Annotated in this window: 22 protein-coding genes; 16 read left to right on the top strand and 6 right to left on the bottom strand. The window is 64.0% G+C overall.

What is annotated here, in order from left to right:
* Positions 1 to 29: 29 nt before the first annotated feature.
* The gene (locus DM992_RS13620; RefSeq protein WP_111017196.1) at positions 30 to 1775 is read right to left on the bottom strand and encodes a collagen-like triple helix repeat-containing protein; all 1746 of its coding nucleotides are present in this window, start codon (positions 1773 to 1775) and stop codon (positions 30 to 32) included.
* A 677-nt stretch (positions 1776 to 2452) separates the two neighbouring features.
* On the opposite strand from DM992_RS13620, the gene DM992_RS13610 reads away from it, so the two are divergent.
* From DM992_RS13610 to DM992_RS13545, 14 genes are all read left to right on the top strand, one after another.
* Entirely contained in the window at positions 2453 to 2626 is a 174-nt protein-coding gene (locus DM992_RS13610) for a Flp family type IVb pilin (RefSeq protein ID WP_111017195.1), read from the top strand.
* A gap of 92 nt (positions 2627 to 2718) precedes the next feature.
* Positions 2719 to 3213 carry a prepilin peptidase gene (locus DM992_RS13605; protein ID WP_111017194.1) on the top strand — a complete coding sequence of 165 codons (495 nt, stop codon included), beginning with the start codon at positions 2719 to 2721 and terminating at the stop codon, positions 3211 to 3213.
* Positions 3213 to 3704: a TadE family protein gene (locus DM992_RS13600; RefSeq protein ID WP_111017193.1), complete on the top strand. Its 492-nt coding sequence runs from the start codon at positions 3213 to 3215 to the stop codon at positions 3702 to 3704. Before DM992_RS13605 ends, DM992_RS13600 begins: the two co-directional genes overlap by 1 nt.
* A gap of 95 nt (positions 3705 to 3799) precedes the next feature.
* Positions 3800 to 4699, top strand: a complete 900-nt coding sequence (gene cpaB, locus DM992_RS13595) for a Flp pilus assembly protein CpaB (RefSeq protein ID WP_111017192.1) — start codon at positions 3800 to 3802, stop codon at positions 4697 to 4699.
* Between the two features lie 44 nt (positions 4700 to 4743).
* Positions 4744 to 6075 (top strand): type II and III secretion system protein family protein, encoded by a 1332-nt coding sequence (locus tag DM992_RS13590; RefSeq protein ID WP_111017191.1) that lies wholly within the window; start codon positions 4744 to 4746, stop codon positions 6073 to 6075.
* Positions 6076 to 6147: 72 nt separating this feature from the next.
* The gene (locus DM992_RS13585; protein WP_111017927.1) at positions 6148 to 7386 is read left to right on the top strand and encodes a fimbrial protein; all 1239 of its coding nucleotides are present in this window, start codon (positions 6148 to 6150) and stop codon (positions 7384 to 7386) included.
* Between the two features lie 3 nt (positions 7387 to 7389).
* Complete coding sequence (locus DM992_RS13580; RefSeq protein WP_111017190.1) at positions 7390 to 8718, top strand: CpaF family protein; 1329 nt, start codon at positions 7390 to 7392, stop codon at positions 8716 to 8718.
* Entirely contained in the window at positions 8711 to 9691 is a 981-nt protein-coding gene (locus DM992_RS13575) for a type II secretion system F family protein (protein ID WP_111017189.1), read from the top strand. The genes DM992_RS13580 and DM992_RS13575 overlap by 8 nt, the downstream gene beginning before the upstream one ends.
* 4 nt (positions 9692 to 9695) lie before the next feature.
* Entirely contained in the window at positions 9696 to 10694 is a 999-nt protein-coding gene (locus DM992_RS13570; protein WP_111017188.1) for a type II secretion system F family protein, read from the top strand.
* A 29-nt stretch (positions 10695 to 10723) separates the two neighbouring features.
* On the top strand, positions 10724 to 11551 hold the full coding sequence (locus tag DM992_RS13565; RefSeq protein WP_111017187.1) for a pilus assembly protein: 828 nt from the start codon (positions 10724 to 10726) through the stop codon (positions 11549 to 11551).
* Between the two features lie 23 nt (positions 11552 to 11574).
* Entirely contained in the window at positions 11575 to 11892 is a 318-nt protein-coding gene (locus tag DM992_RS13560) for a DUF3613 domain-containing protein (RefSeq protein ID WP_111017926.1), read from the top strand.
* Positions 11893 to 11904: 12 nt separating this feature from the next.
* A complete protein-coding gene (locus DM992_RS13555) occupies positions 11905 to 13716 on the top strand; it encodes a TadG family pilus assembly protein (protein WP_204356084.1) in 1812 nt (603 codons plus the stop codon).
* Positions 13717 to 13721: 5 nt separating this feature from the next.
* Entirely contained in the window at positions 13722 to 15113 is a 1392-nt protein-coding gene (locus DM992_RS13550; RefSeq protein WP_111017925.1) for a sigma-54 dependent transcriptional regulator, read from the top strand.
* Between the two features lie 56 nt (positions 15114 to 15169).
* The gene (locus tag DM992_RS13545; RefSeq protein WP_111017185.1) at positions 15170 to 15877 is read left to right on the top strand and encodes a DUF2968 domain-containing protein; all 708 of its coding nucleotides are present in this window, start codon (positions 15170 to 15172) and stop codon (positions 15875 to 15877) included.
* A 79-nt stretch (positions 15878 to 15956) separates the two neighbouring features.
* Here the strand turns inward: DM992_RS13545 and hfq are convergent, their stop codons facing one another.
* Positions 15957 to 16538, bottom strand: coding sequence for an RNA chaperone Hfq (gene hfq / locus DM992_RS13540; RefSeq protein ID WP_111017184.1), 582 nt, complete (start codon positions 16536 to 16538; stop codon positions 15957 to 15959).
* 296 nt (positions 16539 to 16834) lie between these two features.
* Here hfq and DM992_RS13535 point away from each other — a divergent pair, with 296 nt between their 5' ends.
* On the top strand, positions 16835 to 17119 hold the full coding sequence (locus DM992_RS13535; RefSeq protein WP_072441647.1) for a PXPV repeat protein: 285 nt from the start codon (positions 16835 to 16837) through the stop codon (positions 17117 to 17119).
* Between the two features lie 27 nt (positions 17120 to 17146).
* On the opposite strand, the gene DM992_RS13530 is transcribed toward DM992_RS13535, so the two are convergent.
* From DM992_RS13530 to DM992_RS13515, 4 genes are all read right to left on the bottom strand, one after another.
* Entirely contained in the window at positions 17147 to 18061 is a 915-nt protein-coding gene (locus tag DM992_RS13530; protein ID WP_111017924.1) for a DUF1571 domain-containing protein, read from the bottom strand.
* A 29-nt stretch (positions 18062 to 18090) separates the two neighbouring features.
* Positions 18091 to 19845: an AMP-binding protein gene (locus DM992_RS13525; protein WP_111017183.1), complete on the bottom strand. Its 1755-nt coding sequence runs from the start codon at positions 19843 to 19845 to the stop codon at positions 18091 to 18093.
* A gap of 157 nt (positions 19846 to 20002) precedes the next feature.
* A complete protein-coding gene (locus DM992_RS13520) occupies positions 20003 to 20821 on the bottom strand; it encodes a TetR/AcrR family transcriptional regulator (protein ID WP_111017182.1) in 819 nt (272 codons plus the stop codon).
* Between the two features lie 215 nt (positions 20822 to 21036).
* Entirely contained in the window at positions 21037 to 22257 is a 1221-nt protein-coding gene (locus DM992_RS13515) for an MFS transporter (protein WP_111017923.1), read from the bottom strand.
* Positions 22258 to 22536: 279 nt separating this feature from the next.
* Here DM992_RS13515 and DM992_RS13510 point away from each other — a divergent pair, with 279 nt between their 5' ends.
* Positions 22537 to 23079 (top strand): GNAT family N-acetyltransferase, encoded by a 543-nt coding sequence (locus DM992_RS13510; RefSeq protein ID WP_111017922.1) that lies wholly within the window; start codon positions 22537 to 22539, stop codon positions 23077 to 23079.
* Positions 23080 to 23110: the final 31 nt, after the last annotated feature.

Below are 23110 nucleotides of genomic sequence, written 5' to 3'. Positions count from 1 at the left end.
CGCTGTCTTGTCGATGAATGGATATCGGTTTATTTGCCGTGCGTGCCGCCGAGCAGGCCGCCGATCAGCGACGTGACGGGCGCAAGCGGATTCGACGACGAGCCCGAGCTCGTGACGGCGCCCGTGCCGCCGGTCAATGCCGGTGCACCGACCGTGCTGGTGACCGTGGACACCGCATTCGTCACAGGTGCGAGCGGGCTGCTGCCGCCTGCGCCGCCCGTCGCGCTGCCGAGTGCGCCCGTGACTGCGCCGAGGAGACCCGTGACCGGCGCGAGCGGGCTTCCGCCCGTACCGCCCGTTGCACCGCCGAGCGCGCCCGTGACCGTCGAAACGAGGCCCGTGACCGGCGCGAGCGGGCCGCCGCTGCCGCCCGTTGCGCCGCCGAGTGCGCCCGTGACCGCGGAGACGAGGCCGGTGACCGGTGCGAGCGGGCCGCCGCTGCCGCCCGTTGCGCCGCCGAGTGCGCCGGTGACCGTGGAGACGAGGCCGGTGACCGGTGCGAGCGGCCCGCTGCCGCCACCCGTTGCGCCACCGAGTGCGCCGGTGACCGTGGAGACGAGGCCGGTGACCGGTGCGAGCGGGCCGCTGCCGCCAGCCGTTGCGCCACCGAGTGTGCCGGTGACCGTGGAGACGAGGCCGGTGACCGGTGCGAGCGGGCCGCTGCCGCCAGCCGTTGCGCCACCGAGTGTGCCGGTAACCGTGGAGACGAGGCCAGTGAGCGGTGCGAGCGGGTTGGTCACGCCGCCGGTGCCGCCCGTGAGCAGGCCTCCGACGGCTTTCACGGTATTGCCCGTCGCCGAGACGGTGTTGCCAAGGCCCGTCGTGACAGGGTTGCCGCCTGCCGACGCGAGCAGCGCACCGGCCTGGTTCAGGCCGTTGCCGACCGTGCCGAGCAGCGTGTTGACGGGTGCGCCGAGGCCGGTTGCCGTGCCGATCGTCTGGGTCGTCTGGCCGACCATCGTCGTGATCGGCGTGATGGCCGAGCTGACCGTCTGCGTGACCTGCTGGATCGGGCCGGTCGACAGCGCGTTGGTGAGAGTGGTGCCGCCGTTCGACACGGCGCCGCCGAGTGTCGACACGAGGCCGCCGACGGCACCCGTGACCGGTGCGAGCGGCGACAGCGGGCCGCTGCCGAGACTCGTGACCAGGTTGCCGGTCTGCGTGACTGCGCCGCCGAGCTGGTTGACCACGCCGCCCGTGCTGGCGACCGTGGTGCCGATCGGATCCTTCGTCGCGCCGAGCTGGCCGAGACCACTGCCGAGGCCGTTGCCGAGCGCGGTGACTGCGCCGCCGACGCTCTGCACGATGCCGCCCGCGGCTTGTGTGGTGGCCGGGTTGACGCCTGGCAGCGACTGGTTGGCGATGACGGAGCCGAGACCCGAGACGGTTCCGCCGACACCCGTGACGAGATTGCTGCTGCTTGCGAGGACAGTTCCCACCGCGTTCGACGACACACCCGAGGTGCCGCTCGTGCCGCTGGTCGTTCCGCTCGTCGAGCCGCTGGTGCTGCCGCTCGTCGTACCGCTCGTGCTGCCGCTGGTCGATCCGCTGGTGCTGCCCGACGTGCTGCCGCTCGTTGAACCCGACGTGCCGCCGGAGGTGCCGCCACCCGACGTTGAGATCGAATCGCCACCGCCCGAACTCGAGCCGCCACCGCCAAGGCCCTGACTGATGGAGCCGGAGCCGCCGCACGCGGAGAGGGAAAGCATGGCTGCAACGGTGGCCGCGATCAGAGTCGTCCGGAACACGCCATGAGGGATAACCTTAATGTCCATGTTGTCCTCGCATTAAAAATGTGTTGTGAACTGCCGTTGTGTTGAGTGATGCGAGGACTACTCTGCAACTGTCGTGCCATTTCGATGCCCGACGGTTCGGCAACAGGTTTTAAACGAGGCAATTCCTTGTCGGAAAAGGAAGTTCTGGAAATTGAAAGATTGTTGAATCTGTTTAAGTGCAGATGAACGAGAACGGTTTCGGACGTTTCGTAACGTAACGTCACAACATTGGCGTTACGCGCGCGCCGTAACGTGGGGCCCAGGCAGGCTTGGTGGACGAGGCAATTGTTTTACTGGTGGATTAGGTGTGTACATCTAACCTATCGTAAATCCTATGTGTAAGACCTACCGAAACACCGTACAAATACGTCGTGCCCACGGTCATTTTTTTCGATCCAAGCCGCTAAAAGAGGTTGGAAGTTAAATGGGATCGGATATAGAATCCGGAGCAGATGTAAGCAAATGTACGGTTCGGTACACAACGTTCGAGGAGGGTTGCTATCGCGAATGTTAACTTGCATCAAATCGTGAGACATGCCCTTTGGGGCGATATATAAAGAAAGCGCACCCAGTTGTCGTTGCAGCAGATGTGGCGAACAGCGCGGGGCAACGGCCAGATATGCGGGGTGTATGCGTATAAAAGGCCAAAGAACGTAAATACAGGCACGAGGAATAAAATGAAAGCAATGATGATTCGCTTCCTTCGGGAAGAAGACGGGGTTACCGCAGTCGAGTACGGCCTCATCGCCGGACTTATCGCAGTCGCTCTTGTTACCGCTCTGGGCACATTGACCGGTGGTATCTCGGGGGCATTCGACTACATTGCGGGCAAGCTGCCGAAGGCGAGTTAACGAAGCGGGCATTAGCCCGTCTCCCTGCGTTTGTTGAGGGCGCGGATTGCTGCGGCAATCCGCGTACGTAATTTTTTGCCGCTCGGGCGTCAATGATCCTGCTTTCCGGCGTCGGGGTTTTCCTCGCGTGGGCGGTGCTTGTCGCGCTCGAGGATATTCGCCACAGACGCATCCCCAATTCGTTGGTGATCGGTGGATTCGCATCTGCATTTTTGTTCTCCGGACATAATCCATTCGGCATTGGCGTGAGTCAGGCGTTCATTGGCGCGCTGATCGGATGCGTTTGCCTGTTTCCATTTTTCGTGTTGCGTGTGATGGGAGCTGCGGACGTCAAGGTCTTCGCGACGCTTGGCGCATGGTGCGGCGCGCATGGGCTGTTGTGGCTCTGGATCGTTGCGAGTCTGCTTGCATTTGCGCACGTTTGTGCGCTGATTGTCGCGACGCGGACGCCGGTGTCCGCGCTTTGGCAGCCTCGTTCGCCGACGATGACAATCGCCGGTTTTCGGTCGTCTCCGTATGCCGCGTTTCTCGTCATTCCAGCCGCGCTGTGGCTCTTGTACCGGATCGCGACCGGGGGGATTCAATAATGGCGCTTCGTTCTGCTTACGGGGTGCGGTCTTGCGAACGTGGTGCGACGGCTGTCGAGTTCGCACTGATGTTGCCGATGTTCTTCCTGATTCTGTACGCGATCATCACGTATGGAATGATCTTTGCCGCACAGCAGAACCTCACGCTTGCGGCCACGGAAGGTGCACGAGCCGCGCTGAACTATCGGCAGGTGGGGGCGGCCGCGACGCAGCAGGCGACCCAACAAGCTGCGCTCGCGGCGCGGGCGACCGCAGCCTGTACGGCCGCGACGAATTTGACCACTTGGCTGCAGGGTGCAACATGCACGCCGACGCAGCAAGGCAATTGTACGTACGACGCGTCAATGTACTGCGTGCAGATCACATTGACCTATCCGTATGCTACGCGTCCGCTGATTCCGTCGTTTCCGTTGCTCGGCTCGCTGCTGCCAGTGCCGTCTACGCTTACAGGAACGGCGATGGTGCAAATCAGCCCAGTCAACATTATTTAGAAACGGCGATGGCGACTCGCCAGGTTTCAGGGTATCCGGTCGCCAGCGCAACGCGGAGATTCCAATCGTGAGTAGCGGAAACATATAACAACATCATGGCCAACAATCTGACGAAGATCATTGCGGGCTTGCTGATCGCGATAGCGGTCCTGTTAGGTATCTATGCCTGGATGCTCGGACGCAAGCCTGCTGCCATTACACCCGTTACATCGACGGTTGCAATGCAAAGCGTGCCCGTTGTCGTGGCGACGCGGCCTTTGCCTGCCGGCCAGCCGATTCCGGCTGATGCGCTGAAGGTCCAGCAGTCGACCGCAGCGCCACAGGGCGCGTTCGCCGATCCGCTGCCGCTCGTCGGTCGTGTGCCGGCCGCCGATATTCCCGCACAGGCTCCCGTTGTGGCGAGTGCGCTGTCTGCCGGTCTCGCGGAGCAGATCGAGCCCGGCGAACGAGCGGTCGCGATCAAGGTCGATGAGACCAATGCCGTCGGCAATCGCGTGCGACCTGGCAACTACGTCGACGTGTTCGTTAACCTGAAGCGCGACGGGGTAGGCGCCGCCATGGGCGGCATGTCGGCGGCGGAGATTGCAAATACGCAGGCGCGGCTATTGATGTCGAAGATTCGTGTGCTGTCATTCGGCGACGCGACGACGGAACGGGACAGCTCGAACGGTTCCGTCGTTGGCATGCGGACGGCCGTGCTCGCGGTGCCGACGGCGCAGGTTGATGCGTTGACGCTGGCCGAGCAAAGCGGCCGGCTCGTGCTCGCTCTCCGGAATCCGCGTGATGACGACGTTGCGACGCAGACTGTGGCGGTTCGCGGGAGCGACGGCAGGAGCCCGTCGACGCTCGCGGCGGCGGGCGTGATGCTCGGAGAATTGTCGAAGAGCACGACGGCGCCTGCGCCGCGTGCTGTTGCGCGCGTCGCAACGCGGTCCGCGAGCGGCGGCAGTATCGAAGTGATTCGGGGGGGGCGGACCGAAACGGTCGCCTATTGAGCCGGACCAAGATGGAGAAGGGGCGGTTCGATGCCTCCAACACAATGAAAAAGAAACTGATTGCATTGGTTATTGCACTGGGCGCGCTGACTACTCAGCCGCAGTCGTACGCGGCTGAAACAAGCGGGACGATCAGTCTGGCGATCGGTGCGCAACGGCAACTCGCGACCGGGCGCACGCTGCAGCGGGTTGCTGTCGGTGATCCGTCGGTCGCGGACGTGCTGGTCGTGAAGGGCGGTCGCGGCGGCGTGCTGCTCGTTGCAAAGAGTGCCGGGTCGACGAACGTGATGATATGGGAGCGAGGTCGTGACGAGCCGACAATCTACAACGTGAACGTGACGAGCGGCGCGGCGCGCGCATTGCTCGATGGTGCGTCGCCGAACGTAAATACGTATGGAGGCACAACTGTAATCGGCGGCTCGTCGGCGACGCTCGACGGACATCAGCGGGCTGTCCACGCGGCGAAGAGTCTCGGTGGCAAGGATGGGACGACGCTCGACGCGTCGACAATCGCTGGCAAGAACGTCGTCCAGGTCGATGTGCGTGTCGTCGAATTCAGCCGCTCGGTGCTGAAGCAGGCGGGCCTCAATTTCTTCAAGCAAAGCAACGGTTTTTCGTTCGGAGCATTTGCGCCGAGCGGACTGACGTCGATTACCGGTTCGCCGGGCAGTTCGCTCACGTACAACACAAATGTACCGATCTCCTCGGCATTCAACCTCGTGGTGAATTCGGTCTCGCACGGGCTGTTCGCCGACCTGTCGATTCTCGAAGCGAACAATCTCGCGCGCGTACTCGCGCAACCAACCCTTGTCGCACTGTCCGGCCAGAGTGCGAACTTTCTTGCGGGCGGCGAGATCCCAGTACCCGTCCCGCAGTCGCTCGGTACGATCTCGATCGAATGGAAGCCGTACGGTGTGGGACTGACTGTCGCGCCGACCGTGCTGAGTCCGCGCCGGATCGCCCTCAAGGTCGCACCCGAATCGAGCCAGCTCGATTTCGTGCATTCGATCACGATCAACGGAATCCAGGTGCCAGCATTGACGACTCGCCGTGCGGACACGACGGTCGAGCTTGGCGATGGCGAGAGCTTCGTGATCGGCGGATTGATCGATCGCGAGACAACCTCCAATGTGAACAAGGTGCCATTCCTTGGCGATTTGCCGATCATCGGTGCGTTCTTCAAGAACCTGAGTTATCAGCAGAACGATAAGGAGCTCGTGATCATCGTTACGCCGCATCTCGTCGCCCCGATTGCGCAGGGCGCGCAACTGCCCGCGACGCCGGGTGAACTGTCCGAGCAACGTGACGGTCCCGTGTGGCGCTCCTATCTCGGCGGTTTTGCATCACCGGATGCCGGCCCGGGGTTCTCGAAATGAGTGCGCCGAACTTCGAGGCAGCGCAGGCGATCATGCGCAGCGCCATACCTCGCCTCATAGGGAGTGTTCAACATGAACGCGAGAGCCTTTCCGTTGGCTGAGCCTGATGTGACGGACCACTTCGTGTGTGCCTCCGCGCGCGTCGAGCATGTGCAATGGCTTGCCCAGTCATTGATCTCGACTGGTGCGGTCGAGGCGTCACCGCTCGATGGCGCATCGCTGTCGCAGCGTATCGGCGTATTGAATCCCGCGCTGGTATTCATCGATTTCTCCGGCGATTGTGCGGCGGCGAGCACGGCCGTTGCAGCAGTGCGCGCGGCGCATCCCGACGTACCCGTCGTTGCGCTCGGTTCGGTCTCGCAGCCGGAAAGCGCGCTTGCCGCATTGCGTGCCGGCGTGCGTGATTTCGTCGATTTTTCTGCACCGGCGGACGAGGCCCTGCGAATTACCCGCGTGTTGCTCGACAATGTCGGCGAGCCGGCGAGTCGTCACGGCAAGGTGACGGCGTTGCTCGGCGCACGTGCCGGGATGGGGGTGAGCACGCTCGCCGCGAATCTTTCGGTGCTGACGCAGCGACGGCCCGCGGAACCAGCACGTGCAACGGCATTCCTTGACCTGGGGTTGCCGGCAGGCGATGGCGCGCTGTTCCTGAATACGCGCTGCGAATTTCATTTCGTCGAGGCGGTACGCAACCTGCGCCGTATCGATCGCACATTCGTGACGACAGCGCTTGCGCGTCACCCGAGCGGAGTGGCGCTGACGACACTGCCGCAGAATCTTGCCGATTTGCGCGACGTGGCGACTGCGTCGTGCTCAGGGCTGCTGAATCGGCTGCGTGCGTTTTTCGATAATCAGATTGTCGATCTCGGTGGTTTCTCGAATCGCGATTTCGTCGGGCAGGTGGTGAATCTCGCGGATGAAGCGTGGCTCGTCTGCGACCAGGGCGTCGCATCGGTCGTGTCTGCAGTCGAACTGCTGGACGGGCTGCGTGATGCGGGTGCAGTGACCGACCGGATCCGGCTCGTCGTCAACCAGTTCGACGCGGATCTCGGGATGCTGCCCGCGCAGATCGCCGAGCGACTGAGTTTGCCGCTCATCGCGACACTGCCGTCACGACGCGTGCCGATCGGTCATGCGGCGAATCAGGGCAAGCTGATAGCAGAAATCGCGGAACGCGATCCGTACGTACGCGCGCTCGGTCCCCTTGTCGATCGCCTGGCTGGAGAAGTGGCACCGGGCGGGGCGCCGCGTGCGGCGAGCGGCCTCGCAGCACTGAAACGAATCATTCAATCCTCTACGAAGCGGTCGTAAGCGATGGCACACGACATTCAATTTGCCGACGGCGCGGCGCCGTTCTCGCAAACACAGCAGTTCCACGATATCAAGAATGCCGCGCACGAGCATCTGCTTACGCGGATCGAGGAACTGGGCGCCGAATTCGGCCGGTGGTCGCGACAGGCGATCAATCAGTTCGTCGATCTCGAGATCGACAGTTTCGTGCGGCTGCGACGCATTCCGCTGAACGAGAGCGAGGTACGTGCGGTTGCCGAGGCGCTGACAAAGGAACTCGCCGGCTTCGGGCCGATCGAGGACCTGCTTGCGGATCCGTATGTCGAAGACATCCTGATCAACGGTTATAAAGACATCTACGTGTCGCGGCACGGAATCCTGGCGAAGCTGCCGATCCGCTTTACCGACAATGCCCACCTGCTGCGGATCGTGAGGCGGATTCTCGCCCCGATCGGCCGGCGGCTAGACGAATCAAATCCGATGGTCGATGCACGGCTGCCGGACGGCGGGCGCGTCAACGTCGTCATCGAACCGCTGTCGATCGACGGCCCGATCGTGTCGATCCGCAAGTTCCGCAAGGATCCGCTGCGGCCGGCCGATCTGCTCGGTAACGGGACGTACAACGAAGAAATCGGGCGACTGCTCGAGGCAGCAGTCGAGGCGCGCTGCAACGTTCTCGTGTCGGGCGGTACCAGTTCGGGCAAGACGTCGCTGCTGAACGCACTGGCCTTTCATATTCCCGAAGCGGAGCGGGTCGTGACGATCGAAGACACGGCGGAATTGTCGCTGAATCATCCGCACGTCGTGCGTCTCGAAAGTCGTCCAGGCGGCTTCGACGGCAGCGGCATCGTGACGATTCGCGACCTGTTGCGCAACACGCTCCGGATGCGTCCGGATCGGATCATCGTCGGCGAAGTGCGTGGTGGTGAAGTACTCGAAATGCTGCAGGCGATGAACACGGGTCACGACGGGTCGATGGGTACCGTGCACGCGAGTTCACCGCGTGAATGCCTGTACCGGCTCGAGATGCTTGCCGGTTTTGCGGGTTTTCAGGGTACCGAGGCAAGTCTGCGCAGGCAGATCGCAAACGCGATCGACTTCATCGTGCAGATCGGCCGGTTGTCGAACGGTCGCCGACGTATCCTCTCGATCACCGAGGTCACCGGGATGTCCGACAATATCGTATCGACGCAGGAACTGTATCGCTACGAGGCGCGTGTCACCCCGGAGGGCGACGAGATCGATCATTGGGAATCGCTCGGCATTCATCCGCATTCGCCGAAACTCGCGCGTTTCCGCAGCGCACTCGTGTCGAGCGGCGGCTTCGGGCGTAACGGGGGCTTCAATGTCTAGCGCGGCATTGCTCGCGCTGATGTTCGCGCTGATTTGCGCGGCGGCGGGGCTGCTGCTTTGGCGCGGAAGCCATGTGCGGGAAGGGCGTGTGCATACACAGCGATTCTTCGACAGCCGGATCGGGCCGGGAGGGCGCGCCGCGCAGCCGGCCGACGATGCGCGTCGCGGGCGGGGCGCGGCGGTCGCCGCAACGAGCGCACAGGAACCCGAAAGCGGGTTCGCTCGCTGGCGAGCGCCAATGCTCGACGCATGGGGGGCGCTGTCCGACCGGGCGGGTCTCGACGAGGTGCGCGTCGGCCTGGTACTCGTACTCGCGATCATCGCGTTGCTTGCGCTGTGGGCATGGGTGGTTGGCAGTCTGATCGCGGCAGTGGCCGCACTCGTCGCGGGCGCGGCGCTCGTCGCACTGTGGCTCGCGTCCCGCATTGGTCGACGTCGCCTGAAGATCGTCCGGCAATTGCCGTCGTTTCTCGACGGGATCGTGCGTCTTGTTACGCTCGGCAACAGCGTGCCGGCCGCGTTCCAGGCTGCGCTGTTGACGACCGAGATGCCGCTTCGTCGCTGTCTTGACGATGTGTCGCGGATGTTGCGTACGGGCGCCGAGATCGATCGCGCGATGCTGCACATCGCACGCATATATCGTATCCGCGAATTTGAACTGGTCGGCGCGGTGCTGCGTCTGTCGGTCCGATACGGCGGGCGCGCGGACGTGATGCTCGACCGGATGTCGACCTTCATGCGCGATCTCGAGCAGGCGGAGCGCGAACTGTCAGCAATGTCGGCGGAAACACGGTTATCCGCGTGGATACTCGCGCTGCTGCCGATCGCTATCGGCAGCTTCGTCGTCGCAACGAGCCCGCGGTACTTTACCGCGATGTGGAGCGACGACGCAGGGCGTCGACTGATCTACCTTGCATTCCTACTGCAGGGGGCTGGTGGCTTCTGGCTGTACCGGCTTGCGCGGTTGAGGTGACGAGATGGAGGCAAATCGTTTGGGCGCGCTTGCGCTCGTGCTTGGAGCGATCGGCATGCTGCTGCTCGCGGCGCTTGCGATCGTTCGCGTGACGCTGCAGCAGCGTGCCGAGCGCACGCTGCTGAAGGCGCTCGATCGCCGCACGGCTGCGGTTGAAGCGGCCGCGGCGCGCGCGGGTTCGGCCGAGCCCAGGCGTGAGGTCGCCGTGCCGCCTGCGACGCGTACGCGTTTTGCGAGGTTGCGAGAGTGTCTCGAGGACGCCGGGATGCGATGGCTCGACACTGGCGTCGGCCGCTATCTGTTTGCCGACGAAGATCGTCAAATGCTGGAGCAGTGCGGCTTCGTCGAAGCTCGGGCACGTGGCCTGTTTCTCAGTGCGCGAATCGCATTCGCGGTCGGGCTGCCGGTGTTCGTCGGGGGACTTCTCGCTGGTCGGGCCTCGGGATCACGCTGGCTGCTGTCGACCTGCGTCGCGTTTGTAATCGGATTTATGTTGCCGAAGATCTACGTGCGCCGACGGGCAGCTGAGCGCCGGCAAGGCGTTTCGGCCGAATTGCCGCTCCTTGTCGACATGCTGAGATTGCTGCAGGGCGTCGGCCTGTCGTTGGATCAGAGCATCCAGGTCATCACGCACGATTTTCGGACGATGCTGCCGGTACTGTCGTGGGAGCTTGGCGTTGCACAGCGGCAGTTTGCGGCCGGGCGTACCCGTGAACAGTCATTGCAACGGCTCACGAACAGTTTCGACAACGAGGATCTGCGCGCAGTCGTGCGCTTGCTGATTCAGGTCGACAAGCACGGTGGCGCGGTACAGGAGCCGCTGAAGCAGTTCGGCGACCGGCTACGCGAAGGGCGGCGAGCATTGCTGCGTGAGCGGATCGGTCGCCTGACGGTAAAGATGACTGGCGTGATGATCGTCACATTGTTGCCCGCGTTGCTGATCGTCACCGCGGGGCCGGGGATCATGACCGTGCTGTCCGCGCTTGCCGCGTTCCAACGTTGACGCGGTGTGAAGGGAAGGAGCAACACGAGATGAATCGATTTGGAAGGATCCGCACGATCGCAGGTGCGGCAGCGCTTGCGCTGCTTGCCAGCGGGTGTTCGCTGTTCAAGGAATCTGGTTACGGAATCGGGGCGCAGGCCGAACGTGGCGCGTTGATGCAGGCGGCCGCCGACAAGAATGCCCCGCCGGATACGCCGGGCATGTATCTCGGGCTGATCGAGCGGATGCAAGGTCAGGGGCTCTATTTCGCATCACTTGCGCATATCGATCAGTACGAGAAGCAATATGGCATCTCGCCGGACACGATCCTGCTTCGTGCGGATGCATTGCGAGCGACTGGTCAGTACGACGCCGGAATAGCCGCATACACGAAACTGTTGACGACGCCGCTTGCCGCGCGCGGATATCGCGGGCTCGGCCTGATCGCAGGCGTGCAAGGAGACTTCGCGCTTGCCGCGCAGCAACTTGATCAGGCATGCGCACTTGCACCGACCGATGCGGCGACGCTGTCCGATCTCGCGTATGCGCGGATGCGCGACGGTGACCTGCAGGCCGGGCGCGTGCCGCTGCTGAAGGCGGCCGAACTCGATCAGAAGAGCCCCAAAATCCTCAGCAATCTGGCGCTGTACCTGCTTGCAAGCGGCCGTGCGAAGGACGCGCGTCGGCTGATGGATCAGCAAAAACTATCGCCCGCGGTGCGCAACGAGATTCGCGACGATGCGGCGAAAATTGCCGCTGCGGCGCGCGCGAAGCAACTTGCAGCCATGCGAGCGCCGCACGGCACGTCAGCACAGCCGGTCGCAAGCGGCGACGGATTGGATCTTTCCGTGCCGCTGCTGCAGCGTTTTGCGCGATAACGAAGATATTCATGGAGGCCATCATGTTTCACCTTTCATCGATTCGCATGAGTGCGGCGTGCGTAGCACTCGCGAGTTTGCTTTGTGCGGGTAGCGCTTATGCGCAAAGCAGTGCACCGGCGTCCGAGATCGACCATTCGACGAATGCATGGTTCGAGCTGCAGCGCTCGAATCGCGTGGCCGCCGCACCGCAGCCGATTGATGGTGCTGCTGGAACGTATGCGTACCAGCGCTATCTCGACACGTTCAAGACGCCGATTCCGACGTGGTTCGGTACGATGTCGACGACGAGCGGCGGCAGTGGTAGTGGCGGTCCGGCCGGCGGCGAACTCGCACACTGACGGAGCGAGATAGTGAATACCCGGTACGGTGGGCGTGCGCGTCGGCGCGCATCAGGACAGCGCGGCGCATTCTCGGTGATGGCGATCATCGGGTTGCTCGTCGCCGTCACGACGCTCGGTGTCATCGGTGTTGGCAACCTGTTTTATCAGCGTCGCGACGTGCAGCGGATCGCCGACATGGCTGCGCTTGCGGCCGTGCAGCGAATGGACGATGCATGCTCGCAGCCGGGAACGACCGCGAACAGCAATGCGCAGTCGAACGGGCTGAACCCGTCGAAAGGCGACACGCTTGCGATCGTCTGTGGTCGTTGGGACGCGGCGGTCAACCCGGCGCCGAGCTATTTTGCGTCCGCGGGTGCCGGAACGACGCAATTGAATGCGGTCAAGGTGACGATCACAAGACAGGTGCCATTCTTCTTTGTCGGACCCGATCGAACGGTGTCGGCAGTATCGACCGCGCGCTCGACGAACATCGATACGTTCTCGGTCGGCGCAACCATTGCGGCGCTCGGTGGCGTCGGTTGCACCGGCGGCTCGGTACCGACGTCCGGCAATCCAGGCCTCGTAAACGGGCTGATCGCGGCGCTGCTCGGCGCGAGCCTGAACCTCAATATTGGCTCGTATCAGGCACTTGCATGCACGAACGTGAAGGTGGGCGACCTTGTCGTCGCGGCGGGTGTCGGCACGGTCGATCAGCTACTTGCACTGAAGCTCACGTTGCCTCAGTTGCTCCAGTTGATGGCGGACGCGGCGACGCGGACGACCGTCGCGAACGCAAACCTGCAGGCGAGCCTTGGTGCATTGCAGGCGATCCTGGCCGCTAAGGTTCCCGGCACGTCGATCAGCCTGGGTGGGACAGGTGGCCTGCTCAACGTCGCGCTCGCGAATACGCAGGCTGCACTCGACGCACAGGTGGATCTGCTCGATCTGTTGCTCGTCGGTGCGGAGATCGCTGCGGCCGGCAAGCCGGCAGTGACAGTCAACGTGCCGTCGCTGAATCTCGGCGGACTGACGGGCACGCAACTGCAGGTTCAGATCATTAGTCCCCCGTCTATCGGCATCGGGGAGGGCGGCATCGATCCCACGACCGGCACTTTGCGGACGAAGGCATCCACCGCCGCTGTGGGGGTGTATCTCAACGTCGATCTCGGCACGACGCAGTTGCCCGTCGTCGGGGCGTTGCTGGGAGCGATCAATGTGGGCGTCGACGTCAATCTTCCGATCTACCTGCAAGTCGGCACCGGCACCGCGTGGCTGAACTCGACACAATGTGCATCCACGCAGGCAACGAGCGCTGTCGTCATTACCGCGCAACCGGGCGTTGCCAATCTGTGCATTGGCCAGCCGCCGCTCGATGCGTCCGGCAAGATCAGCTTGTCGTCAAGCTACAGTTGTTCGTCGCCTGCGCAGATCATCAACGCGAATGTGCTCGGCCTTGCACAGTTGACGGCTTCGATGTCCAACGTATCGGTCTCGGTGCAAGGCGCGTCTCGATCGCATACGTTCAATGGCGTATCCGGAACCGATGCAAACTATTGGACGGTGAACTCAAATGCGCTCGGTTCGGCCCTCAGCTCCGCTCTGAGTCAACTCGCGGTCGCGAAGATCACCGCCAACATCGGCTTGGGTGGAGTGAATCTTCTGTCGCTTCCGTCAACGTTCTTGTCTACGTTGCTGACATTTCTGACAAACCCGATCGGCCCGCTCCTTTCGAGTCTGGACGCTGTCCTCGTTCCACTGTTGAATCTGCTCGGCGTTCAGGTCGGCGCAGCGACGGTCCATCAGATCTCGCTTAGTTGCGGGGTCGCCCAAACGGTTTACTGATGAAGATGAGAAACGCCCCCGCAATCGCAGAACTCGACCTCTACGTCTGGGAAGGCAAAGCGGACATCGTCGACCGCGTCGCCCGGTGCATGGCGAGCTTCGACGTCGAAGTGATCCGTGCCGACAACGCGGAGATTTCGCCCGAACGCGCCGCGTTGCGGCCGTCGCTGGCGATCATCAGCGTGTCGATGATCGAAACCGGCGCGGCGTTCCTGCGCGACTGGCAGGCCAATATCGGCATGCCGGTCGTCTGGGTCGGCGCGGCGCGCGACCACGACGCGTCGCAGTATCCGCCCGAGTATTCGCACATCCTGCCGCTCGACTTCACGTGTGCCGAACTGCGCGGCATGATCGGCAAGCTCGTCACGCAACTGCGTGCGCACGCGGCCGAAACGTTACAGCCGTCCGAGCTCGTCGCACACTCGGAATCGATGCAGGCGCTGCTGCACGAAGTCGATACGTTCGCCGACTGCGACACCAACGTGTTGCTGCACGGCGAAACCGGCGTCGGCAAGGAGCGCATCGCGCAACTGCTGCACGAAAAGCATTCGCGCTACCGGCACGGCGAATTCGTACCGGTGAACTGCGGCGCGATTCCGGACGGGCTGTTCGAATCGCTGTTCTTCGGCCATGCGAAAGGCTCGTTCACGGGCGCGGTTGTTGCGCATAAAGGCTATTTCGAGCAGGCGGCGGGCGGCACGCTGTTCCTCGACGAAGTCGGCGATCTGCCGCTGTACCAGCAGGTCAAGCTGCTGCGCGTGCTCGAGGACGGCGCGGTGCTGCGCGTCGGCGCGGCGACGTCGGTCAAGGTCGATTTCCGTCTGGTCGCGGCGAGCAACAAGAAGCTGCCGCAGCTCGTGAAGGAAGGCCTGTTCCGAGCGGATCTCTACTATCGGCTCGCGGTGATCGAGCTGAGCATTCCGTCACTGGAAGAGCGCGGCGCGGTCGACAAGATCGCGCTGTTCAAGTCGTTCGTCGCGCAGGTCGTCGGCGAGGACCGGCTCGCCGAGTTGTCGGATCTGCCGTACTGGCTGACGGATTCGGTCGCGGACAGCTATTTCCCCGGCAACGTGCGCGAATTGCGCAATCTCGCCGAGCGTGTCGGCGTAACGGTGCGTCAGACGGGCGGCTGGGATGCCGCGCGGCTGCAGCGGCTGATTGCGCACGCGCGCAGCTCGGCACAGCCGGTGCCGGCGGAGAGTGCGGCCGAGGTCTTCGTCGATCGCAGCAAGTGGGACATGAACGAGCGCAATCGCGTCATCGCGGCGCTCGACGCAAACGGTTGGCGGCGTCAGGATACTGCGCAGCAGCTCGGCATCAGCCGCAAGGTGTTGTGGGAAAAAATGCGCAAATATCAGATCTTCGACGAAGAGCCCGAGACACGCGAAAGCGAATAATTAATGAGATAAAATCGCGCTGGATTACAACGACTCGGGCGGGGAATAAAAACTTCATGAGCCATATGACGGGGTTGGGGCGGGCGTGTGTGTTGTTCGCCATGGTGGGGGGCATGCAGGGCGCTTACGCGCAGGGGCTGGCAGGCAGCGATTCGCCGGCGGTGCAGCAGGCGTCGGCGCCTGTGGCTGCGATTCCGGTGATCGATTCGCAGGTCCAGACGTCGGTGCAGCCACAGGCGGGCGAGACGACGGGGCCGAGCACGGTCGACGATCTGCAGCGCCAGATCCAGGCGCACACGCTGACGGAAATGCGCACGAGCTACGACGGCAGCTACGGTGCGAGCCTGCTGTTCAACGTGAAGGACGGTGCGTACTTCGTCGCGCTGTTCCAGCAGAAGGCATTCTGGCGCGTGATCAAGACTTATGACGAAACGCGGGCGGAAGCGATCTATCGCGACTTCTCGCGTCAGGCGGAGCGGCTGGCCGTCAACGAACTTCGGGCGACGAAGCTGGAGTCGCAGAAGGCGCAAATGGACAAGCAGATCGAAGTCACGCAGGACCGGGCTCGGCGTCTGCAGGCCGATATCTCGATCGCACGCCAGCAGCAGGCAGCGGTCGCGGATCGCCAGAAGAGCGTACGCAGCGAGACGGTCGCGTTGCAGGCGCAGCAGGCCGAACTCCAGTCGCAACTGCGCGCGTTGCAGCAGCAGGTGCGCTCGCTGCAGCGCGAGGCCGACGCGGGCCTGCCGAGGACGGCACGCTGAGCCGAGAATGGCGGTGCGGCGACATGCCGCGCCGGCCGCACAAGAGAAAAGGGCAAGCCCGTTGGCTTGCCCTTTTGTTTTACTGGCCGTCCGGCACGATTCGCCGGCGGCGCGTGACGATCACCGGCCCGTTGCCGCCGCGTGCATCCGACGGTGTTGTGTTGCCGGACGCGTCGCCGGTGTCGCGCGGCGCGCCGTAGCTTTCGCGCGGCTCACGGGGTTCGCGCGGTGCGCCGTAGCCTTCGCGCGGTTCACGCGAGCCGTAACCTTCACGCGGCTCGCGGGAGCCATAGCCTTCGCGCGGTTCGCGGGAACCGTAGCCGCCGCCGTCGCCACGCGATTCGCGCGGGCCGCCGTGCGAGCCGTACGGGCTGTGGCCGCCGCCTTCACGGCCGCCGGGGCGCCCGCCGGTGCGCGGGCCGCGGGGGCCGCCGCCGCCCGGGCGCGAGCCGCCCGTGTCGAGCTGAATCGTGGAAATCGCGCGCTTGTAGATGCCTTGCAAACCCACGGGGGTGCGCAGCATCACCAGGTACTGGTCGAACGACTCGATACATCCCGTCAGACGAATGCCGTTGACGAGATAGATTTCAACACGCTTACGTTCCTTGCGCGCCGAATTGATGAAGTCGTTTTGCGGATGGGATTCTGCGGGATTGGCCATTGAGGTGCGGCAGGAGCCTGCGTCAGAGAATATGTTGTGCGTGTGTGTGGCGTGTTCGTCCACAAGGCGTTTGGCGGAATTCTACCCTGTTCGATAGGGAAGCGCGCAGTCGTGATTGTGTCGAACCGTAACCCACTATAGACGTTCCGGCGCATTTTCGCGATTCGGCCGAACGGCCAAAGCCGTTTCGTTACGTCGCGTTACGACTCTCGCAGCGCCGTATCACCTCGGTGCGCGCCCGGCGCTTACATTTGGTCGCGCGAGCCGGGCGGGCCGGCTTATCAGGGATCCGGAGCATGAACAAGAGTCAAGTTGCAGGGTTGGTCGGGGGCATGGCGTTGCTGGCTTCCGGAAGTGCAATGGCGGGGCATGTCGACCTGTCGGTCGGCATCGGCGTACCGGTCGCGCCGGTCTATGTCGAGCCGGCGCCGGTCTATGTGGCGCCGCAGCCGGCCGTGGTCGCCTATCCGGGCTACGGATACGGCTATTACGGCGATGACGACGACGATCGCTACCGGAAGTGGCGCAAGCACTATTACAAGCATTGGCGCAAGCACCACGGCGACGACGACGACGATTGAACCCGAGGTCGGCCCCGCCGGTGCGCATCAGAACGCGTAGTCGGGGTTTTTCGGGTCGAATGCGGTGTCGTCGAGCATCGCCGGCGCGATTTTCTCGATGACGATCCGCTCGAAGATCTTGCCGTCGTTGTCGTAGGACTCGACGGTCCGGAAATAGGGCGCGTGCAAGTCGAGCCCGAGGACTTCCTTCTTCGCGTAGAACTGCGGCCGGCCGGTCGGCGTTTCGTAGGTGAGCGCGACGACGCGCACGCCGCCGATCGTTTTTGCCTCCACCCGGATCGGCCGCTGCACGCCGGCTTCCTGGTATTTCTTCCCTTCGGTCAGGTACAGGTTCGTGATGAACTCGGTGCCGAGATCCTTCACCTGGTGATTCGACTGGGCGCGCGCGAGCGCGCCGTCGAGCGCCGTCCACAACGGAATCTTGCCGAGCAGGCCGCCGAGATGGCCATACATCTCGTCCTTGCGCTGCGTCGTGTCGTAGATCGTCTCCTGTCCGGCATGCGCGCCGCCCGGCAGCCATTTCGCGTACACCCGAAGCGGCTCGCGGGTGGTTTTCACGAGCATGCGGTCGGGCGTGTCGGACCATTTCCCGCTGATGCGCTCCTGACGCACCATCGTGAACTGGTACGACGGATAGCCGTTAGGGCCACTACGGATATAGAGCGGCACGGCGAGCGGGTCGAGCGCCTTGAAGAGCGTCGTGAGCGTCGCGTCATCGAGCTGCGCGAGCGTGCCGTGCTGCGCGGCCGTGCGCAGCCAGCGCGCCTGTTGCGCGACCGGCTCGCGCGTGATTTTCGCCAGGTCCGCCGGCAGCGCGACCTCCTGTGCCACGCTCGCGGCGTCGGCCGTTTCCTGCGCATGCAGGCCCGGCAGAGCGAGCGACAGCATGCACGCGACTGCCACGGCGGCATGCCGCGCGCTGCGCTTCTTTCCTGCGTTCATCGACAGCATCTCCCGGAGCGATGGATCGTTCAGTCTTGCTTCGCGGCCTTGATCCTGGCGAGTTCCTCGTCGCGCAGCGCGCGGCGCAGGATCTTGCCGACGTTCGTCTGCGGCAGTGCGTCGCGGAACTCGACGAATTTCGGCATCTTGTAGCCGGTCAGGTTCTTGCGGCAGTGCGCGAGCACGTCGTCGACGGTGAGCGACGGGTCGCGGCGCACGACGAACACCTTGATCCGTTCGCCCTGCACCTCGTCGGGAATGCCGATCGCGGCGGCCTCGCTGATGCCCGGATGCATCACGAGCACTTCCTCGATCTCGTTCGGATACACGTTGAAGCCCGACACGAGGATCATGTCCTTCTTGCGGTCGATGAGGCGGATGAAGCCGCGTTCGTCCATCACGCCGATGTCGCCGGTGCCGAGCCAGCCGTCGGCATCGATCGCCTTGGCCGTCTCGTCGGGGCGCTGCCAGTACCCGCGCATCACCTGCGGACCGTGCACGCACAGCTCGCCCGGCTCGCCGATGGCGGCCCAGGTACCGTCCTCGCGGCGAAAGCGAACGACGGTGGACGGGGCGGGCAGGCCGATCGAACCGCTGAACGAGGCCATGTCGTTCAGGTTCACGGGGTTCATCGTGACGATCGGCGAGCATTCGGTGAGTCCGTAGCCTTCGACCACCGGCCGGCCCGTCACCTGCTGGAAGCGCTCCGCGACCGCGCGCTGCATCGCCATCCCGCCTGCCATCGCGAGCTTGAGCTTCGAGAAGTCGCGCTTGCGGAATTCCTCGTTGTCGAGGAACGCGTTGTACAGCGTGTTGATGCCGGTGATTCCCGTGAACGTTTCGTTGCGGATGATCTTCATCACCATCTTCATGTCGCGCGGGTTCGCGATCAGGATGTTGCGTCCGCCGAGCCCCATGAAGATGAACGCGTTCACCGTCAGCGAATAGATGTGATAGAGCGGCAACGGCGTGAGCACGGTTTCGACTTCGCCCGAGACCTGGTCGGCGATCCATGCCTTCGCCTGCAGCAGGTTCGCGATCAGGTTGCCGTGCGTGAGCATCGCGCCTTTCGCGACGCCGGTCGTGCCGCCCGTATATTGCAGGAACGCGAGGTCGTCGCGCGTGATCTGCACCGGCTGCGGTTTGACGCGAGCGCCGAGCGCGAGTGCGGAGCGCAGCCGGATCGCCTGCGGCAGGTGGTAGGCCGGCACGAGCTTCTTCACGTGCTTCAGCACGAAATTGATCAGGCGTCCTTTCGCATTGAAGCCGTCGGCGAGCAGGTCGCCGAGCGCGGTGACGACGATGTTCTTCACCTGCGTTTCCGGCAGCGCCTCCTGCAGCGTGCTCGCGAAGTTCTCGAACACGACGATCGTCTGCGCACCGCTGTCCTTCAACTGGTGCGCGAGTTCGCGCGCGGTATAGAGCGGGTTCACGTTGACGACGATCGCGCCGGCCTTCAGCGTGCCGAACAGCGCGACCGGATACTGGAACGTATTCGGCAGCATGATCGCGACGCGGTCGCCGGGTTTCACGCCGAGGCTTTGCAGATACGACGCGAATGCGTCGACTTTCTGCGCGAGCGTGCGATAGGTCATCGATGCGCCTGCGCTCACGTAGGCGACGCGCTCGGCGAAGCGTGTCGTGCATTCGTCGAAGAACTGCGCGAGCGATGCGTATTGAGTGACGTCGATTTCGTGCGGTACGCCGGGCGGGTATGACGCGTACCAGATACCGTCGGTGTTCGGCGGAACCTGGGCCGCTGCGGTTGCTGCGGAAGATGACATGACGTGTCTCCGGTCTTTGCTTTCGGCGCGGGCAGGCGCTTCGATGCCTGCCAGTGCCCCATGCTTCACGGGCGATCAACACGGGCGCCTCGACGCGCCGCATGATCCCGCGTTTAAATCGATTCGTGAACAGGAAGTCGCGCGTGGCCTCGCGCGCTCAGTTCGCGGAATGCAGCGTCGCAGTCTCCGCGGCTGCCGCACCCGACGGCAGCCCGAACGCTTCGCTTGCTCCCGCGTCGTCGAGCACCGCCGCGAAAATCGACAGTTGAGCGCTGTCGGGCATCGGCGCCTTCAGCGCGGCGACGATCAGCGACGACAGCCGCGCGATCATCTGCACGTCGTTCATCGTGCGGCCTTGCGAGAACTCGTCGATCAGGCTTTCCGTCTCGGCCCCCGCGAGCGCGCCGGACAGCGCGCCGATCGCGAAGTGCAGCCGCCAGCCGAGCTCCGTGCGCGGCAGGTGCGGCAACGCGCGCTGGAACGCGTCGAAGAAGCGGCCCGCGACGCTCGCGTAGTGCGCGGTCAGGAAGTTGCGCACGAACGGCGACGGATCGGTATACGCGCGGCCGATCAGCCGGAGGAACCCGGGCCCGCCGCGGTCCGGGTTGCGCGACGCCTTCAGCGCGGGAATGAACATCGCGCCGAGCACGTGCTCGCAGGTGATGTGCGTGCCGAGCTGCGCATCGAAGCGGTCGAGGATGCCGAGGCGCTCCTGGTTGAGCTGATCGAGCCGGCGCGACAGCATCGCGTGGATCAACGCTTCCTTGCTGCCGAAGTGGTAGTTGACCGCCGCGAGGTTGACCGCCGCGCGCGACGTGATCTGCCGCATCGACATCGCCTCGAAGCCATGCTCGATGAACAGGTCCTCGGCCGCATCGAGGATGCGCGCCTTCGTCCCGCCGGTTTGCCGAGGGCCGGATGACCGCGCCCCGGACGGCCGTCCCGCGGATGACCGCCCCTCCTGACTTACTGCCATGTTCCGCCTCCCATGCCGGTCGCCCGGCCGCGAACAGGTGATTTGATTATCTGATTCAAACAGTCGTTTTTATTAAGATAAAAAAACGCGGGCGGAGCGGGCAAGCGGGGAATCTGGACAAATCCCTCTAGTTCGATGTGCAACTGCGGCAAGCGTGGCGCGCGACCCCGAGGGGGCGGGGCGTGCGCGATGGTGCGATGCGTCAATGTGCGGGTTCAGCCGACCGTGCTACGCGTATTGACCGATTGCGTCATGTCGATGCCGCGCCGCTCGCGGCTGAACAGGATCAGCACGGCGATCGCGACGGCGACGATGCCGGCCACGAGCGCGAGCGCGAAGCTGTAATTGTTGCCGTGCGAAACGGCGAGCGAGGCCTGCATCGTCGCGTTGCCGGACGCGAGCAGGTTGCCGAGCTGGTAGACGACGCCGGGGAAGGTCGCGCGGATCTCGTCGGGCGAGATCTCGTTCAGGTGGACCGGAATCACGCCCCACGCGCCCTGTACCGAGATCTGCATCAGGAATGCGCCCGCGGCGAGGGCAACCGGGCCGCTCGAGAACGCCCACAGCGGCAGCACGGGCAGTGCGATCAGCGCGGCGATGAAGATCGTGCGGCGCCGGCCGATCCGTTCCGAGATCGCACCGAACGACAGTCCGCCGACGATCGCGCCGATGTTCAGCACGATCGTGATCCACGACACGGTATGCGGATCGAAGTGATGCTGTTCGCGCAGGAACGTCGGATAGAGATCCTGCGTGCCGTGCGAGAAGAAGTTGAACGCGGTCATCAGCACGATCGCGTAGATCGTGAGCTTCCAGTTCTGCTTCAGCGTGGTCCCGAGGCTCGGGCGCGGGCGTTTCTCCATCTGTTTCCACGCCGGCGATTCGGGCACGTGCGTGCGCACGTACAGCACGAGCAGCGCGGGCAGCACGCCGACCATGAACATGCCGCGCCAGCCGATGTATTGGTAGAAGAGGCCGAACACGACGGACGCGAGCAGATAGCCGCTCGGATAGCCGGCCTGCAGCAGTCCCGACACGAAACCGCGCGCATGGGTCGGCACGGTTTCCATCGTCAGCGCGGAGCCGACGCCCCATTCGCCGCCCATCGCGATGCCGAACAGCGCGCGCAGCACCAGCAGCGCGGTCAGGCTCGGCGCGAAACCCGACGCGAGCTCGAGCAGCGAATAACACGCGATGTTGACCATCAGCGTCGGGCGGCGGCCGAAGCGGTCGGCGAGCCGGCCGAAGATCAGCGCGCCGAGCGGGCGCATCGCGAGCGTCAGCGTGAGCGCGAACGCAACGGCGGGGATCGTCGACGCGAATTCGGCGGCGATGTCCTTCAGCACGAAAACCATCAGGAAAAAATCGAACGCGTCGAGCGTCCAGCCCAGGTAGGCGGCGATCGTGACGTTGCGTTGTTCGCGGGTCCAGCTCATGTCCGAGGTCTCCTCGTTGGCTTGCGCGCTCACGATGGGCATGCGGATGCCGGCCCGGCTTGCGCGGTGCGCGGGCACTGATCGAGTGTAGGCCGCGACGCCGCGCGATGTGGGGCGCGATAACGCCGAATCGGGAATAATCCCTACGAAATGAACTGTTTCGGAAACTGAAACGAAGCCGCGCCGGACCGGCGACAGGCATCTGTATCATTCCGGAAGGCGTTTTGTATTTGTTCTGTAATGCGCTCGATGCGCATCGTCACCGAATCAGGAGTCCCGATGAACGAACGTTCCGATGCCGCGCTGCCCGTGCTCGAAACCGCCAGGCTGTGGCTGCGTCCGCGCGTGCTGGCCGATCTCGACGCGTGCATCGCGATGGATCGCGATCCCGAGGTCACACGGCATATCGCGGGCCCGTGGCGCGATCCCGTCGAGCATCGCCGCTTCGTCACGCATCGGATCACGCGCGACTATCCGCCGGGACTCGGCTACTGGTCGATCTTCGAGAAGGCCGAACCCGATGCGTTCATCGGCTGGGTCCTGCTGATTCCCGACTATGCGGACGGTGCGCGCGACGTCGAGATCGGCTGGCGGCTCGTGCGCACGACATGGGGCCGCGGCATCGCAAGCGAGGCCGCGGCGGCCGTCGTGCGGCACGCATTCGATACCGTGCGCCTGCCGCGCGTGATCGCCGATATCGCCGAGGCCAACAGCGGTTCGCTGAACGTCGCGCGCAAGCTCGGGATGCGTCGCGTGAGCGTCGTGCACGACGGCATCCCTTACATTCGCCATCGTCTCGAGCGCAGCGATCTGCGCGCGTAGCGCGGCATCGCGCGCACGCGTGTGCGGTTGC

It is taken from the genome of Burkholderia sp. JP2-270, assembly GCF_003233675.1.
Classification (GTDB): domain Bacteria; phylum Pseudomonadota; class Gammaproteobacteria; order Burkholderiales; family Burkholderiaceae; genus Burkholderia; species Burkholderia pyrrocinia_C.
The sequence above is the reverse complement of the archived record's forward strand: the minus strand, read 5'-3'. Positions and strand labels throughout refer to the sequence as shown.